Origin of the sequence: Pseudomaricurvus alkylphenolicus, assembly GCF_011683955.1 — a bacterium.
GTDB classification, from domain to species: Bacteria; Pseudomonadota; Gammaproteobacteria; order Pseudomonadales; family Cellvibrionaceae; genus Pseudomaricurvus; species Pseudomaricurvus alkylphenolicus.
Map to the genome: position 1 here is coordinate 1,135,983 of NZ_JAAQPI010000001.1, position 15,433 is coordinate 1,151,415.

Below are 15,433 nucleotides of genomic sequence, written 5' to 3' on the forward strand. Positions count from 1 at the left end.
TCCAAAGAGGACTTTCTTAGTCCTCATTATTCCCCCGATTGCGATACTTGACTATTGATACGCTAGCGAACTAAGTGTAGAGTATTTCTAACCGATTGGTATTTTTTATGGCTTGGAGAAGGTACGACATGGGAGACAATAGCGAAGGTTTAATCGAAGGTTACGGCACTAAAGAGAGTCCCCTGGTTAAGGACTTGTTGGCGAGCGACAGTCGACCCCTGTCCTATGCTTTGCAGCAGGAGGGCAATTATCGGCCCGCGCCGGCCAAGATTCCATTCAGCACCTATTACGACAAGGACTACGCGGAACAGGAAATGGAGCACGTCTGGAAGAAGTGCTGGCAGTTTGCCTGTCGCGAAGAAGACATCCCCAATGTCGGTGATCGCTACGTATATGATGTTGGCCCCCTGTCTTTTATTATCATTCGCAGTGGCGAAAACGAATTCAAGGCACTGTACAACGCCTGCTTGCACCGAGGTACCCGTTTGTGCAGTGCTCACTCCGGCGGCGACGAAATCCGTTGCCCTTTCCACGGCTGGCAATGGCACGTGGATGGTTCAGTCAAGGAGATTCCGGGCCAGTGGGACTTCCCACAGGTAGACGAGACCTTCCGTCTGCCGGAAGCACAGATTGCCAGCTGGGGTGGCTGCCTGTTTATCAATCCCGACCAGGATGCGGCGCCACTGGAAGATTCGTTGGGGGTGCTGAAAGAACACTTTGAGCACTTTGACATGGGCAAGCGCTTTACCCTGGTTAAAACCGCGAAGAAGATCAGGGCCAATTGGAAAAATGTCTGGGCCGCATTTCTGGAAGCCTATCATGTGGCGGAAACCCACTTTGATGCGGTGGACTTTAACGGCGACGCCAACACCAAGTACGATATTTTCGACAACGGTGTGACCAAAACCGGGCGCCTGATTACACCGGCGGCGGTGCCATCACCGGGTTTGAACGACGCCGTGACCGCGCGTGAGGCGGCCATCGAAGCGGCCAAATCCTTTGCCAACGCGCTTGGTCCAGCGGCCGAAGACACATTGCCAGACTTCGATAAAATTCCGGATTTTGGCCGCAAGCACGTAGCGGAGTGGCGTCGCGAAACCATGAAGGCCATGTTGGGGGTCGATCTTTCCGAGGTGTCGGATTCCGAAATGCTGGACGCCACTCAGTACGATATGTTCCCCAATTTTGGCGCCTGGCTCGGTGAAGGCCTGCCGCTGATGTATCAGTTCCTGCCTCTGGGCGATGACCCCAATGAGTCCTTGTTTGTGGTGCGTCTGCTGGCGCCGGTGGCCGATGAAAACCAGCGTCCACCAGCGGCACCCATGACCGAGCTGGATTTTGACGAGTTCTTCGAAAGCCTTCCTCAGTGGGGCCGTATTGCTCATGTGTTTGACCAGGACATGTCCAACCTGCCGATTATTCAAAAAGGCATGCGTTCAGCGGCCAAGGAACGCTCGGATCTGGTGCTGGGACGTTATCAGGAACAGCGTATCGCGCTTATGCATGAATTTCTTGAAGCACAAATTTGCGGCAAGTAGATAGAGGAACTTACCGTGCAGGCGGACGTACTGGCGTTAGAAGAACTCGGTGTTGGTGATCAGCGCTGTGTGGCGGTGTCGAGCCTGCGGCTGCTGATTTGTCGAACCGATTCCGGTGTCTACGCCATCGAAAACCGCTGCCCACACGCCAACCTGCCGTTGCAAGGGGGCGTGGTGGTGTCCGATGTGATTCGCTGCCCCAGTCATGGGGCAAAGTTCCGTTTGCAGGATGGCCAGCCGGCAATCGGGCGTCTGGCACCGGTCAAGACATTTCCGGTGTCGGTTGTGGAAGGAAGAATCCTGGTTGACGTTGCGTAGGGTGGATTAGCCGAAGGCGTAATCCACCGTGGGCAATTTATTTGTACTGCGTGACGGAACAGAAATAACGAATAATAAAATTACCGGAGCGAAAGATGAATCTGAAAACCCAACTGGTTTGCATCTGGAGCATACCGGCTTTTATCGTCCTCTACCTGATCGCCTTTATCGGCATCAGTGGCTTTGTACCACCACCGTCCCCAATGTTATCTGCGCCGGAAGTGGCTGCGTTTTTTGAACAAGATCGTACCAGCATTCGTCTGGGGCAATTACTGTGTCTGGTTTTTTCCGCGTTGTTCTTGCCATGGACTGCAGTAGTCACTGTCCATATGGCCAGAATCGAAGGGCGCTATCCGGTACTCGCATGGTTACAGTTCGGCGGCGCTCTGATTCTTTGTACGTTTTTTATGGTGTGTAGTCTTATCTGGACCATTGCGGCGTTTCGACCGGAGCTGGACCCCGCTCTGGTGCAGCTGCTGAACGATGCCGGCTGGCTGGTGTTTGTGATGGCCTATCCCGAGTATTTGATTCAGTTGATCGCTATGGCCGTGGTGTTCTTGGGAGATAAATCGGAGCAACCGTTTTTGCCTCGCTGGTTTTGTTACTTTACCTTCTGTGTTGCCCTGGCGGGTACGGGGGGTGGTTTTGCCACCTTTATGAAGGAAGGCGCCTTTGCCTGGAACGGGGTCCTGGGTTTCTGGACACCGGTGGCGTTTTTTCTGGTCTGGTTGTTGGTGTTGTTTCCGCTGTTGTTGAAAGGTGTGAAAAGACTGATGGCGGAAGAGCACTCTGAACGCTTACAGGCGACTGCAATTAAGGCTTAATCGGCTATGCCCTGCGCAACGCAATGGCAACGCTGCCTAGTCAACGTTACGTTGCCAGGTTGCCGCGTAGGGTGGATTAGGCGAAGCCGTAATCCACCGTAAGGTGGCACCTTCAAGGGCCATTGGTGGATTACGCCTTTGGCTAATCCACCCTACAGATGGGAGGTAGATATGCACAGCAGAGGTGAAACATCAAAATCCAAACTCCGCTTTGATGACAAAGTCGTTCTGGTCACGGGTGGCAGTCGCGGTCTCGGTCGAGCTTTCAGCCTCTATTTTGCCTCCCTGGGGGCAACCGTGGTAATTAACAGCACCGGCGCGCCCGATGACGAGCAGTCAGAGTCACCCGCCTCGGTGGTAACCAAAAAATTGATCGAAGCCCAAGGCGGCAAGGCAGAAGTGTTTGATGCGCCTGTCAGTGATGCTGAAGCGATTATTGACTATTGCCATCTGCAATTCGGTCGCCTGGATGCGGTTGTGCACAACGCTGGCTTTGTTCGCGATGCTTCGTTTGTCAAGTCGACCTTGGAAGAATGGCAAGCGGTACAGTCCGTGCATCTTGAGGCGGCCTATCGGTTAAGTCATGCGGCCTGGCCACTAATGAAGTCACAGGGCTTTGGTCGTCTGCTGTTTATCAGCTCCGCCGCAGGGCTTTACGGCAACTTTGGACAGGCTAATTACAGCGCTGCCAAGCTTGGAATGGTGGGTTTGGCCAAAACACTGGCGGTGGAAGGTGCGCGCAATAATATTCACTGCAACTGTGTCGCCCCCATCGGCATAACCCGGATGAATGCCGATGTTTTGGACGAATCAATGCAGCGAGCGTTTCCTACGGCTGCCATTGCGCCTCTGGTAGCGTATTTGTGTCACGCTTCCTGCCAGGAAAACGGATCACTGTTTGAAGCCGCCGGTGGCTGGTTCAGCAAGGTGCGGTTTCAACGCAGTGAGGGTGCGGCGCTACCGCCTGCTGAGTGGAAAATTGATACTATTGCTGAACAGTGGAAAGTAATAACGGACTTTGAACGTGCTGAAGCTTCGGAATCCATGGAAGAAAGTGTTGTACAGATTTTAGATCACATAATTTAACTGATCAATAAGGTCTACAATACAACTTATACCTTACGCTATGATACAGCCACTGTCAGACGACACCGATTGAGAAGCTTAACGTTCCCGAAAGTTACTATTAATAATCACTATTCAATTCATTGGTCGCCCAATGGAGAGTGACGATCGCAATGATCGTCACAAATCACGCAGTCAACAGGGAAAGGTCAACCGTAGTATTTCAATCACAACTATCCTCCCACTGCCGTCGCCGGATTTATCCCACTATTTATCGCTTGTCGACTATCGCTCAACACTGAGCGTCGGACAAAGTAGATCAAGAAAGAACACCAGCCAAAGAAGTTGAACAGCGGAATCCACCATCCGAATATGCCATTCCAGGCGAAAGGCCCGTCATGAAAGAAAAATAAGAGTTGTCCCGGCAGGAAAAGCACGATAACCCACAGATTTAGGTAGCCGAACCAGCGGGGAAATATGGGGTTAGGCCGCTTGTCAACGAAAGCTGCCCAAGCCAGGGTTGCTTGAATAAATAGAAACGGTGCAAGAGCTCCCATATATTGCAACCACGCAGCGTCGTTCAGCAATAAAATAAGTTCGGGACTTCGGTCCATCCGGAAAGCAGCGGTCAACCACCACAGAGGCGGATAGAAGAAGAGAATCATATTAGTAAATCCAGCTAATACTTGGGTGATAGTCATCACACCTACGCCACCTTCTACCCGCGCGATGGTTACAGCTGTCACAGCAGTAAACGGGAGATACATCGCCGCAGCAAACATCAATAACACCATGCCAACTCGCAACAAAAACAAATTATTTTCGAATAAAGCCTTAACCTCAATCGCACTTAACGAAGGCGACGGAGGTGGAATATAATTAGCCAACAGGCCTAGTCCGATTAAAGTCAACACAAAAAATGCAACACCGGCCCAGACGCAAGCAATCTGAGTTTTCTTGGTTATCGCCACCGAGAGCATGTTAGTACCTCATACCATAACAAATTGAATCTAGAGAATGCACTCTACGTCAACATCAAGAATAAAGCGCTAGCCATTACAACCACAAATGCATACACTTGAGGCCACTCATATTGAGGGATGGGCTAGAGGAACTCAGCGATGTTTCATCCTGTTAAAATCCGTTACTATTTGTCAGTAATGCAAGAACGGGGCATTACCCCTGAAGCCGCATTGCTAGGTAGTGGTATTAACCAAGAGCGGCTTGATGACGCGGACTATCTGGTAGATTTGAGTCAGTGTCAGATAGTCGTAGAGAACATGATTCGACTGACCGAGGATCAAGGTATAGGCCTTGATGTAGGCAACCGGGTCAATTTGGCGGATTTTGGAATTATTGCACACGCTATGGTTTCCTCCGGCACACTGCAAGCAGCCGCTCAGCATTGGGTTACCTTTAGCAACCTTACTGGTATGCTAATCAACATCAAACTGGAGCCCGAGGAAGAGCAGTGGACGATCGTCTATTCTTCGGCCATTCAGAGCGGCTTTATCTTTAATTTTTGCGTTGAGGAAATGACCGTTGCCGGACGTAACATAGTCAAGGCACTTACAGGAGAACCACTGTCTATCAAAGAGGTCTACCTGAGCTACCCGGCGCCACTGCATGCAGAAAAGTACAAGAATTACTTTGAGTGCCCTATTTATTTTAATGCACGCCGATGTGCAGTGGTGATTCGCTCACCTGCATTATCATTCCCTTTGCCCAGAAATGACGAGCAGCTACATCGCATAGCCAATCAGCATTGCAGGCATATACTCCGCACAACCGGCTATCGAGATCTCTTGGTGTCTAAGCTGAGGAAGTTGTTCTTAAGTAATCCTGGCGCCATCCCCGCATTTGAGCAAGCTGCTGAACACTTACAATTAGCTCCTCGGACATTACGCAGACGCTTGCTCGAAGAAGGCACCAACTATAAGTCCCTAACTCAAAAATTTCGTCTAGAATTAACGACAGCATACCTCAGGTCAAGACAACTACGTATCGATGACATAGCCATACTGCTGGGCTACAGTGATGCCAATGCATTTCGACGTGCTTTCAAATCGTGGACAGGCTCTACCCTTACGAATTACAGAAAACACTTGGATCGTTCTGTCGAAGATAACGCTGATGATAACCAATGACAATCAAGACCCTCTAGCATTCTTGTTAGATAAAGAGGGCCAAGATTAGTAGCTCCAATGCAACGCTGAAAAATCCAGCTTCGCTATGAAAGCACCGTCCTCAAAGTGTTCTCCACACCAGATGGATTACTGTTTTCTACATCCAACTTATGGGTCTTGACTGCCCGGTAGAATACCCAAAATGAGCAAGGGAAGTACAGTATGAAAACTGATACTGGCAAATAGAACGCCAAAATACCATTCCAGGCAAAGGGCCCTTCGAAAAAAATAATTGCCAGCATGCCGGGGAATGTCAGCAAAGCCACCCAGATATTAAAGTAACAGAACCACCGGGGAATAACCTCACGCTTGGCCGTAGAGGTCAATCCGGCGTAAGCAATAGCGAACATTTGGAGTGCATAGGGTGGAACAATCATTACAAACTCCAGCCACGTCACATCGTTGAGGAGCCTTATCAACTCCGGATCGCGATCTGCGCGATAGAATGCACCGGACCAAAAGATAAAAGGAAGTATAAACAACAGAGCATTAATCATGCCTGCAGACAAAGAGAGTACAGTCATGAATGGTAGTCGTCCTGCTTCCATTCGGGAGACTTGGAACGCAATCATTACAGACCACGGGATTAGCAGTGAGGAACCGATAATGCAGACAATAATACCGACTTTAATCAGAAGTATGTTTTCCGTATACTTTGCAAGCAGCTCTTCTCCAGACATCATCGGTGATGGGGGTGGGAAGAATCCCATCATGGGCAGCAAGCCAAAAAAGAACAATACAAAGAACCCCAATCCACACCAGCAGCTGATCAACTGGAATCTCTCGTGGACTATTCTGCTAGCAGTCATCATGTCACCTCAAAGATCTCTGATTCTTCAGGAAAATATTTTGTCGCTTAGTTACTAAGCTCTATAGTGATGGAGATAACCACACGAAAACACTGAAGTTTTTTCACTTACGGATTTCCTGGAAGGACTTGTTTGTAAAAAACGAGCAAAATGGGGAGGCAGTGAGTATCTAATCTACTAGCCCTTTGAAATTAAAGCCTCTTGAGCCGCAAACTTACCCGGCAATCCATAGACACCACCACCAGGATGGCTCCCAGCTCCGCCGAGGTACAAGCTTTTTATCTCCGTACTGCCCCCTCCCAATCCACGCGCAGGTCGCAAAGGACCCAATCTGGTGGGCAACATGTCGACATGGTATATGCAGCCATTGGGCAAAGAGAATTCGTCATTGAATGCCAACGGTGTCAGGGTATTACGTCCCAACTCAGCTCCGAGTCCAACAAGATACTGTTTGGAACTCTCGACTAGAAAATTACTACAACGGTGACTTAACTCTTCTTCAGACATATCAGTCTTTACCGGAATACTGGTGTAGAGATAAGCCGTAGATTTGCCCTCAGGCGCCAAGGTTTTATCGTTATGGGAGAGAACCGTCATCCAAATGGGTGGCTTTTTTCCCAGTCTTCCCAGTCTTACTTGACTCGTATGATCGACGTGTTCATCCAATGTGCCTGTCATCAAACTGGCACCATTAATATCAACACCATCTCGTTGCCCCCTTTTCTGACTGGCCCTTTCAAACAATAATGGACCATCAATGGCCATATCGATTTTGAAAGGCCCCATATTGCTTGCATTGGCGGGTATAAACGGCAATTGTTCTCGTACATTTTGGGGACGGTCGTTATCTTGAAGTAGCTGCCCCAGCGTAATCTGCGGTGCACAAGCGCCAATCACACCGAGACGCGCGTTTATCACTTCACCTGAGTTTAGCACTACGCCTCTAGCCTGGCTGTTTTCAACAACAATATTCTTTACTGAAGCCGATGTACGTATCTCTCCACCCAACTCCATCAAGCAGTTGCTTAACGCATTAATCAGCGAAGACATTCCCCCGCGAGGCCTGCTACAACCCAGCTGATGTATCTGGGAAAAAGAGGCCAAGAAGACACCGGAGTTTTCGGCATCCGGCGGGCAGGCTATTGCACACCAATAGGCGTACAAACCTCTGAGAGGCTCAGATTCAAAAGTCTCAGCGATTGCCTCATAGGCGCTAACAGAAAGAAGCCTTCCTAGCGTCCTGCGAAGACTCTTATCGGCCACAAGCTTCCAGGCAGCTCTGACCAGATCACACCATCCACTTTGACTCAGCGGTCTCGACATAAAATCGGATTGAATTTCTAGAATAAGCTGAAATACTTCAGCAAGCTCCAGATACTGGGAAGCATCTTTTTTAGAGTAGTATTTGATGTCTTCAGCAGTCTGTTTGACTGACTGGAATAGCATTAAGCTATCCCCATCTTCATTAACCCACCCATAACCGGGGTCGACATCGATCAGTGAGAATCCAAAACGAGCTAACCGCAGCTCTTCGATAATAGATGTCTGTCTGATAAAAACAGCGTCAATCGCTCCAGGACTCAAAGTATACTCTGGCGCCACGCTGACAAGGGGTTGAGAGATAGATGCTCCACCTGCTACCTGGCGTTTCTCAAGTACCTGCACGGAATGTCCGGAACGCGCTAGATAGCAGGCTGCTACAAGACCATTGTGACCACCGCCAACCACCAAATAATCGAAATTTTTCACACGCACCTTACTTCTGTCAAATGATCCGAAAAGAATTTATAACCACATAGCATTACGGCCCGTGATAGGCGGCAGGTCCCCCTTGGTTTTAAAACCAGGGCTGGCCTTACACACTGCCTCAATACTGTTAACAGCCCGCGCTGCCGCCCCGTACATAGCGGCATCGAAACTATCTACTGTGGGCATAGGTGTGCCACAGCGACCAGAGTGAATGTCTACGGTCAGTGGCAATTGATTACTCTGGATTTCTACACGATATCCACCACCAGGCAGCAGTGATGGGAGTTCGGGGGCAAGATCGGAACGCATTCGGTTGCAATGCTCAATAGCAATGCGTGGAACACCATCCTTCATGCCCTCAACCGCCCAGTGGTTTACCGCTACAGTACCTTTTTCAATCACTACACCTCCCGCAGTAGTAAAGGTATCTTCTGCCAACTGGGGCCTGTCCCATACACGCAGCTCATCTAACTCGATGTTAATCATATCTGCCAACTCGTAGATGCTGGTTGCCCAGACGTTTCTAAAAGCTTCGAGTACCATGGGACGCATTTCCCCTCCAGGGGGTACACCGACTCCAAGAGCCTTCAAGCTATCAACCTTGTCGTAGTTACTCCATTCTACCAGCTCGTAAGTTCGGAACTCCGTAATGTCCATTGAAATGCTGGAAATCAGGGCCGCCATGGCATCCCCCATAAACCCAGGTTCATAACCGGTAAAGAGCACCGTACTGTTACCTCTCTCACAGGCAAGGTTCAGCATATCCACCAGCTTCTGGCCTTCGTTACCCATATGTTTTGGATAAAGCATGTGCATTGGGGTGGTCGCTACAACGTTTTTTCCACTCTCTAAAAGCCGGCAAATGGTTTCTAAGAACTCATAGCCCATAGTGCCCGGGTAAGGTTGCAGCATAGTGGTTTCGCCGCAAGTGAAAATGACACAGTCAGCATCAAGATCCAGCAGTTCTTCTTCGCTCTTGGTCGCATACACACCTATGGGGTCCAATCCACAGATTTCACCGGCATCCTTTGCAGCTTTTGAATCGCCAAAGCATTTGACACCCACTAGTTCCATCATTGGGTGCTGAATCACATATTTCATTGCTGCATTGCCCACATAACCGGGCGCCCACTGAATTACTTTATAACTCATTACTTTACTCCATTGATGTTCATTCTGGTGAGAGGTCTATGGTGAAAGTCGTATTGCCTTCTACGGACTTTGCGTGTTGGGGCGAATCATAATGCGCATCCCGCCATCAATATTAACTTCGCTGCCTGTAATGTAACTTCCAGCATCGCTTGCCAACAATTGAATCATACCCTCGACATCATGACACTCACCGAGACGTCCTACGGGTATCATACTGGTAAAGCCGCTCACAATAGCTAAGACGCTGTCGCTACCGTGTTGCTCTTGTATTGATTTTTTGGCCGCTTCAATCGTCTCGTCTTGAACCTTATCTATGGGTTCTAGCCCATCCATCGCAGCATTACCAACGAAGATGTCAATACCACCAAGTTTCTCTACTGCATTACTGGCAGCGCTCAAAACACTGTTTCTATCTGAGAGGTCCATTACGGTATACTGGATTAGGCCACCTGGATAGTCTTCCGCCAGTTGTTTGACAGCTTGTTGTAGAATTTCCTCACGGCGCGATGCGATCATAACGGCGGCACCGGACTCAGCCAGGGCCTTTGAAATACTAAAACCTATACCTGTACCACCGCCGGTTACAAAAGCTGTCTTTCCCGATAGGTCAAATTTATTTTGTAACTGATGCATGATAACTTTCGTAGGTAACTCGGTATTGTTCAATATTAGGTGCTGACGCTCTAGATTAATAATGATTTTGAATGCTAGGTACTGGGCCTCATAATCATTTTAAAAGTGCTCATGAATGTGTGTATTGTCCAAGTAGTAAGTGCTTAGCTAAGAAGTCGTGGACTTGATGATTAAAGCCTTTGGAAATGGATGCTTCAGGAACTGTTGTTCCCAACAGTAATCCAGAGCCATGCCGATCTGGAGCGAGGTGCTTTCGGACGATAAAGGTGCACGGAACAGTCATCGATGGGGTGCACGGAAATCTCGACGTCCTTAACGGCCTTCCTTCGCAACAGGAACCAGGACATGAAACGTATTCCATACAGAAAAGCACGTCCTTGAAACGGTAATGAAGGCATACGAGCGTAGGCGGAGCGCAACTCGGGGTGAACATCTCCGATATTCAAGTCTATATTCCTATGATTGTAAAACCCGTCGGCAATGACGGGTTTGGAACACGAAGGATAGATGAGCCTCCGGTTTAGAGGCTCTTTAGCAGGGAAACCTAAAGGAGTTAGAAATTTGCAGTGAATTGCACTGTAACCTGACGCGGCATTGCTGGAATCTGCCAACCACCGGTTCCCTGCGGGAATACAACCAAATTGTATTCTTCATCAGTGAGGTTATCAACCGACGCAGTCACTTGGTACATTTCATCAACGGACGTCCAAGACGCCTGCACCCCTACCAGAGTTCGACTGGGATCTTCAAAACGATTCGATGAATCGTAAAAGGTCTTCGAACGGTAACTGATCACACTGCTGAATGCCAATGTGCCAATCTTTTCAAGATCCATGGAGTATTGCCCACGTATGTAGGCAGTTACTTCTGGCGCATTGGCCAAATCATTGCCTGATGCGTCTTCAGACAGCTCCGCAACACCAACTACCAATCCAGGACCAAATGGTGTACAGGTAGCCGGCTGTTCTGCAGCAGCCAAGTCAGTACAAGGGATATAACCCAGACTGTCTGGGAAGTCATCGTACTCGCTGTCGAGTAGGCCAACACCGGCTCCTAACTCAAGATTCGCCGTAGCGGCCCAGGTCAGATCCATCTCCAAGCCTGTTACTGTCGCCGTGGCAGCGTTCCGTACGTTGGTCGATAAGGTTTCGGGGTCCGAAGTTTGAATCTGTAAATCCTGGTAGTCGTAGTGAAACAATGCGCCGTTAAAGCGCACGGTTGATCCTTGGAATTTCCATCCAAACTCCAACATATCCAGAATTTCGGAGTCTACCTGATCGATTACTCCAAAGCCGGGAAGATTAAATCCACCGCTTTTAAAGCCACGTGAGTATGTACCGTACAGCATCCAGTCTTGATCGGGTCGGTAGGTCAAAGTGACCAATGGAGTAAATTCCTCGAAATCCATATCCTGGCCCGGGTCAACTACAATACCAACGGTATTGCCCCAAAATCCGTCAGACGCCAATGCCCCCGCGCCAGGGTAGAGCGTGTTACTCAGTAGATCTTTCTTCTCATTGGTATAGCGAGCCCCCAAAGTGGCAGACCACGCTTCTGAGATTTCGTAGTCAAGTTGTATATAGGGTGCAAACGACTCTACTTCAACTTCGCCATGGGCGCCGAATGCACTGTTAGGCACCAGAGCCGGCAACCCAAATTGTTGTTGTAATTGTGCATCGATCAAATCACCGTGTAGTGCAAATGCAAAATCAGACTCTTCTTTGAGCAAGTACAAACCGACGACATACTGCAAATTGCTATCACTGCTGGAGACTAACTGAAACTCCTGAGTGTATTGATCCGTTTGCCCTTCACCGGAAACACCCAGCAAGGTCGCGCCAGTAGCGTCCGCATCTGCATAGGATTTGTCTCTTTGCATCCGCGCCGATGTAATGCTTGAAAAGGTTGCATTGCTTAACTCGTAATCGACGCGAATTGCACCGCCATAGGCTTTGATGACGCCGTCATCTGCTGTCGGAACAGAACCATTGCCATTACTGCACACCTCGTAAAAATCTGAAGGACTACAACCACCCAACGCCGTTCCCAACTGTGAAGGCGCATCAAAGAGCGCACGATGGCCAGAGCCTACAGAGCCGTTTACTTCGGTATAATCGGTGGATACTTTAATGCTGAACTCTTCTGAGGGGGTCAGCAATAGTTTGGCTGTGAATGCCTCTTCGTCTTTGCCACCAAACTCTGACACACTTGTACCTGGCGTTTTGTTATCGATATAGCCATCCTGTTCCACTTTGCGGGCGGTCAGGCGCAATGCTGCAGTGTCTGTAAGAGCCAAGTTCACCATACCCTCAATGCCACGGGTGTCGTAGTCGCCGGCGATCAAGGATACTCGCGCTTCAAACTCATCCGCTGGATCAGCAGTGATAGCCCGAATGGCGCCAGCCGTGGCGTTGCGTCCAAAGAGGATGCCCTGCGGCCCTTTGAGTACTTCAATTCGTTCTACGTCTCCAAAGCCAAATAGTCCCCCGTAGGCACGCGGCATGTAGCTATCATCCAGGTAGACTGGAGCGCTGCTTTCCAGTCCCGCGTTAGCTAGCTGGGTGCCAACTCCCCTCAAGTAGATCGCTGTGAATGCCCCGTTGTTATTGATAGCTAGATTAGGAACCACTTTCTCTAGCTCAATGGTAGTACTTACGCCCCCACTGAATAGCTCATCTCCGCTCAATGCTGACACAGCAACCGGAACATCCTGCAAACTCTGCACTCGCTTTTGGGCCGTAACTATTATCTCTTCCAGAGTGAATGTATCTGATTGTACTAGCGAAGATTGAAGTGAGGCTGCAACCATGAGTGGAATAGGCAATAGTGGCCTGATTCCAATTGATGTTAGAGATTGCGCGACTTCTTTATAAGAATAGTTCATATTAGCTCCTCGTTATATAACCTAATTATAATAGCTACGGTAGTTATGGCTCTTAATAGAGAGTTTAGTTTCCAGAGAGGGTGTCTATCGCACCAATAAAGTAAGCTTGGTTACTATATTTCATGATAGTACTGATCTTAGAGCGCAAATAATGATTCTTGCTCTTATGATGCATTCCTGACAGGACTAGATCGCACGGTAAACAAATGGTGACCGGCAATCTGCCCCTCGTAGGTCAATTAACAAGGTTGATGATTGATAACAGTATTCCAAACTCCTATTCTTGTGCTTATGAGCACAACTATCCCCCCAATGTCGCCCGATCTTCGCTTTAGGCAGAACTAATATGTACGACCAATTATCTCGTATTGATCTGAACTTACTCATTGCCCTTCAGGTGTTGCTGGAGGAGCGGAATACAACTAAAGCCGCTGAACGGATGTTTATCACTCAGTCAGCAATGAGCAAGACACTCAACCGGCTCCGTCAGGTTTTCGACGATGAGTTGTTTACTCGACAAGGTTTTGGTCTCAAACCGACTCCCAAAGCAGAGCAGCTTGCCAGACCGCTGCAAGAAACGCTGAAAACCGTGTATGGCATGGTTCACCCGACGCCATTTGACCCAGCCTCCGCCAGAGGTGTCATTCATCTGGGGATTACGGAACCCACGAGCATATGCGTTGTTCCCGCGCTTCTACAAATTCTGGAACAACAAGCTCCCAATGTAATCCTGGCCTCGCACAACCTGGTTGGGGACTATCGGGAGTCCTTGCAAAGCGGACTATTGGATTTTTATTTGTATCAGCTTGAAACGGGTCCAGAGTTGGTGAGCAATAAAGTCGGCTCTCTGAAACCTTTCTGTATCATGAGAAAGAACCACCCTCTGAGCGATAAGGAGTACATAGATTGGAATGAACTCCGTACCATAAGAAAAGTTATATACTCTCTGCCCAATGTGGGTATTGAAACCTGGTCTAGCTATATGAAGGACGCGGAAGTTCAGGAGGCTCAAAATCATTGTGCACTGGAAACCACGCAGCTTCTCCTGGGGATTGAGGTCTTGCTGAATTCGGAAGCTGTCATGCTGGGATCGATCGGAATGCTTGATCTGGTCGCATGCGGCGACAAGCTCACAGCCAAACCGATAAAAAATATTCCTCCAGAGGCCGAAACCATTGACATGTACCTTACACAACATCTCCGAACACTTAACCTCCCTCTGCACCAATGGTTTACCGAAAAGATTGCAGAAGTGGCAGCGGATACGCTCAGGTAAGAAATAGGTTCTGTATTATGCGCTGTTGAGGTTTATGGGAAAACGCTCACCTACAGTATCAGCAATCTGTACGGCCAGCCACAAATGCAACGGAGAGTTCAAACTACGCTGGTGTTGGGTCAGATACAGATTTTTGACAGCATTGTTGATGGGCATGTCGACTATGGGTTTTTCAACCAGTTGGTTGCGGCATACTGCGAGATCTTTGGTTCCGGGTGGAAGTAAAAGCAAGGCATCGCTATTGATAACTAATTCTATTGCCGTGAGTAATTGCGTTGTTTCCATAAGGCAATGCCTATTGTCATCATGATGTAGCGATTGATTGACAAAGTCGACCAGCTTTTCTTCGTAGATCAACGGTATGGTGTAGAGAATATGATCTGAATCGAAAAACAACTCACCAGGAATCGATGTCTTGTTCTCGTAAGGATGACCTTTTCGCATCAGGCAGGCCAGATCAAAACTGCCGATCAGTTGAGAGTTAAACTCAGTCTTTTTCTCCTGTTGATAGATGACAAAGTCCAGGCTGCCTGCTTCGAGCTTGTCGCAATAATCGTCGATGACCGGGTGCGACTTCAAGATCAGTTGAGGAGCGTCCTGTTTAACGCGTTGTACGAGTTCGGGAACCATAAAGACCGAAATCGGTTCGGGTATGCCCAAGTGTATTTCACCAATCGCGTTAGCCGGCTCAAACGGTTCCGGGCTGATAACGCCTTGTAGAATATGCAATGCTTGCTCAATAGGAAGAGCCAGCGATTCAGCTTTTGGAGTGGGCTTCAACCCTTGCGGTTGGCGGATAAACAGCTCGTCGTCAAAGACCTGCCGCAACCGGCTTAGGGTACGGCTCATGGCCGACGGTGTAATAAACAGTCGCTTGGCGGCACGGGCGGCATTTTTCTCTTCCAGGAGAACCTGAAAGGCTACCAGCAGATTTAAATCTGTTCTTGAGAGGCGATCCAGCATCTGACTTGCACTAACCGATGTCACTAAGGTGATACA

General features: G+C 48.9%; 13 protein-coding genes. 6 read left to right on the forward strand and 7 right to left on the reverse strand.

The features are described from left to right. Positions 1–128: 128 nt before the first annotated feature. The 4 genes from HBA55_RS04475 to HBA55_RS04490 all read left to right on the forward strand — a co-directional run bounded on the left by HBA55_RS04475 (position 129) and on the right by HBA55_RS04490 (position 3,766). Positions 129–1,538 (forward strand): aromatic ring-hydroxylating oxygenase subunit alpha, encoded by a 1,410-nt coding sequence (locus HBA55_RS04475; protein WP_166987635.1) that lies wholly within the window; start codon positions 129–131, stop codon positions 1,536–1,538. A gap of 15 nt (positions 1,539–1,553) precedes the next feature. Further along, positions 1,554–1,856, forward strand: coding sequence for a Rieske 2Fe-2S domain-containing protein (locus HBA55_RS04480; RefSeq protein WP_166987637.1), 303 nt, complete (start codon positions 1,554–1,556; stop codon positions 1,854–1,856). 95 nt (positions 1,857–1,951) lie between these two features. After that, a complete protein-coding gene (locus HBA55_RS04485) occupies positions 1,952–2,680 on the forward strand; it encodes a hypothetical protein (protein WP_166987639.1) in 729 nt (242 codons plus the stop codon). A gap of 171 nt (positions 2,681–2,851) precedes the next feature. Further along, entirely contained in the window at positions 2,852–3,766 is a 915-nt protein-coding gene (locus tag HBA55_RS04490; protein WP_166987641.1) for an SDR family NAD(P)-dependent oxidoreductase, read from the forward strand. Positions 3,767–3,978: 212 nt separating this feature from the next. On the opposite strand, the gene HBA55_RS04495 is transcribed toward HBA55_RS04490, so the two are convergent. After that, positions 3,979–4,725, reverse strand: a complete 747-nt coding sequence (locus HBA55_RS04495; RefSeq protein ID WP_166987643.1) for a hypothetical protein — start codon at positions 4,723–4,725, stop codon at positions 3,979–3,981. Positions 4,726–4,866: 141 nt separating this feature from the next. Here HBA55_RS04495 and HBA55_RS04500 point away from each other — a divergent pair, with 141 nt between their 5' ends. After that, the gene (locus tag HBA55_RS04500; protein ID WP_166987645.1) at positions 4,867–5,892 is read left to right on the forward strand and encodes an AraC family transcriptional regulator; all 1,026 of its coding nucleotides are present in this window, start codon (positions 4,867–4,869) and stop codon (positions 5,890–5,892) included. An 83-nt stretch (positions 5,893–5,975) separates the two neighbouring features. Here the strand turns inward: HBA55_RS04500 and HBA55_RS04505 are convergent, their stop codons facing one another. The 5 genes from HBA55_RS04505 to HBA55_RS04525 all read right to left on the reverse strand — a co-directional run bounded on the left by HBA55_RS04505 (position 5,976) and on the right by HBA55_RS04525 (position 13,158). Beyond that, positions 5,976–6,743 carry a hypothetical protein gene (locus HBA55_RS04505; protein ID WP_166987647.1) on the reverse strand — a complete coding sequence of 256 codons (768 nt, stop codon included), beginning with the start codon at positions 6,741–6,743 and terminating at the stop codon, positions 5,976–5,978. Between the two features lie 174 nt (positions 6,744–6,917). After that, entirely contained in the window at positions 6,918–8,489 is a 1,572-nt protein-coding gene (locus tag HBA55_RS04510; RefSeq protein WP_166987649.1) for an FAD-dependent oxidoreductase, read from the reverse strand. A 36-nt stretch (positions 8,490–8,525) separates the two neighbouring features. Further along, entirely contained in the window at positions 8,526–9,641 is a 1,116-nt protein-coding gene (locus HBA55_RS04515) for a hypothetical protein (protein ID WP_166987651.1), read from the reverse strand. A gap of 60 nt (positions 9,642–9,701) precedes the next feature. Then, entirely contained in the window at positions 9,702–10,274 is a 573-nt protein-coding gene (locus HBA55_RS04520) for an SDR family NAD(P)-dependent oxidoreductase (protein WP_166987653.1), read from the reverse strand. Between the two features lie 553 nt (positions 10,275–10,827). Beyond that, entirely contained in the window at positions 10,828–13,158 is a 2,331-nt protein-coding gene (locus HBA55_RS04525; protein WP_166987655.1) for a TonB-dependent receptor, read from the reverse strand. Between the two features lie 346 nt (positions 13,159–13,504). Here HBA55_RS04525 and HBA55_RS04530 point away from each other — a divergent pair, with 346 nt between their 5' ends. After that, positions 13,505–14,434, forward strand: coding sequence for a LysR family transcriptional regulator (locus tag HBA55_RS04530; protein ID WP_166987657.1), 930 nt, complete (start codon positions 13,505–13,507; stop codon positions 14,432–14,434). 15 nt (positions 14,435–14,449) lie between these two features. On the opposite strand, the gene HBA55_RS04535 is transcribed toward HBA55_RS04530, so the two are convergent. Continuing rightward, entirely contained in the window at positions 14,450–15,397 is a 948-nt protein-coding gene (locus HBA55_RS04535) for a LysR family transcriptional regulator (protein WP_166987659.1), read from the reverse strand. Between the last annotated feature and the right edge of the window lie 36 nt (positions 15,398–15,433).

Coding starts and splice junctions, on each gene's coding strand:
- HBA55_RS04475 (WP_166987635.1), top strand. CDS start 129: ATGGGAGACAATAGCGAAGGTTTAATCGAAGGTTACGGCACTAAAGAG.
- HBA55_RS04485 (WP_166987639.1), top strand. CDS start 1,952: ATGAATCTGAAAACCCAACTGGTTTGCATCTGGAGCATACCGGCTTTT.
- HBA55_RS04490 (WP_166987641.1), top strand. CDS start 2,852: ATGCACAGCAGAGGTGAAACATCAAAATCCAAACTCCGCTTTGATGAC.
- HBA55_RS04495 (WP_166987643.1), bottom strand. CDS start 4,725: ATGCTCTCGGTGGCGATAACCAAGAAAACTCAGATTGCTTGCGTCTGG.
- HBA55_RS04500 (WP_166987645.1), top strand. CDS start 4,867: ATGTTTCATCCTGTTAAAATCCGTTACTATTTGTCAGTAATGCAAGAA.
- HBA55_RS04505 (WP_166987647.1), bottom strand. CDS start 6,743: ATGATGACTGCTAGCAGAATAGTCCACGAGAGATTCCAGTTGATCAGC.
- HBA55_RS04515 (WP_166987651.1), bottom strand. CDS start 9,641: ATGAGTTATAAAGTAATTCAGTGGGCGCCCGGTTATGTGGGCAATGCA.
- HBA55_RS04520 (WP_166987653.1), bottom strand. CDS start 10,274: ATGCATCAGTTACAAAATAAATTTGACCTATCGGGAAAGACAGCTTTT.
- HBA55_RS04525 (WP_166987655.1), bottom strand. CDS start 13,158: ATGAACTATTCTTATAAAGAAGTCGCGCAATCTCTAACATCAATTGGA.
- HBA55_RS04530 (WP_166987657.1), top strand. CDS start 13,505: ATGTACGACCAATTATCTCGTATTGATCTGAACTTACTCATTGCCCTT.
- HBA55_RS04535 (WP_166987659.1), bottom strand. CDS start 15,397: ATGCTGGATCGCCTCTCAAGAACAGATTTAAATCTGCTGGTAGCCTTT.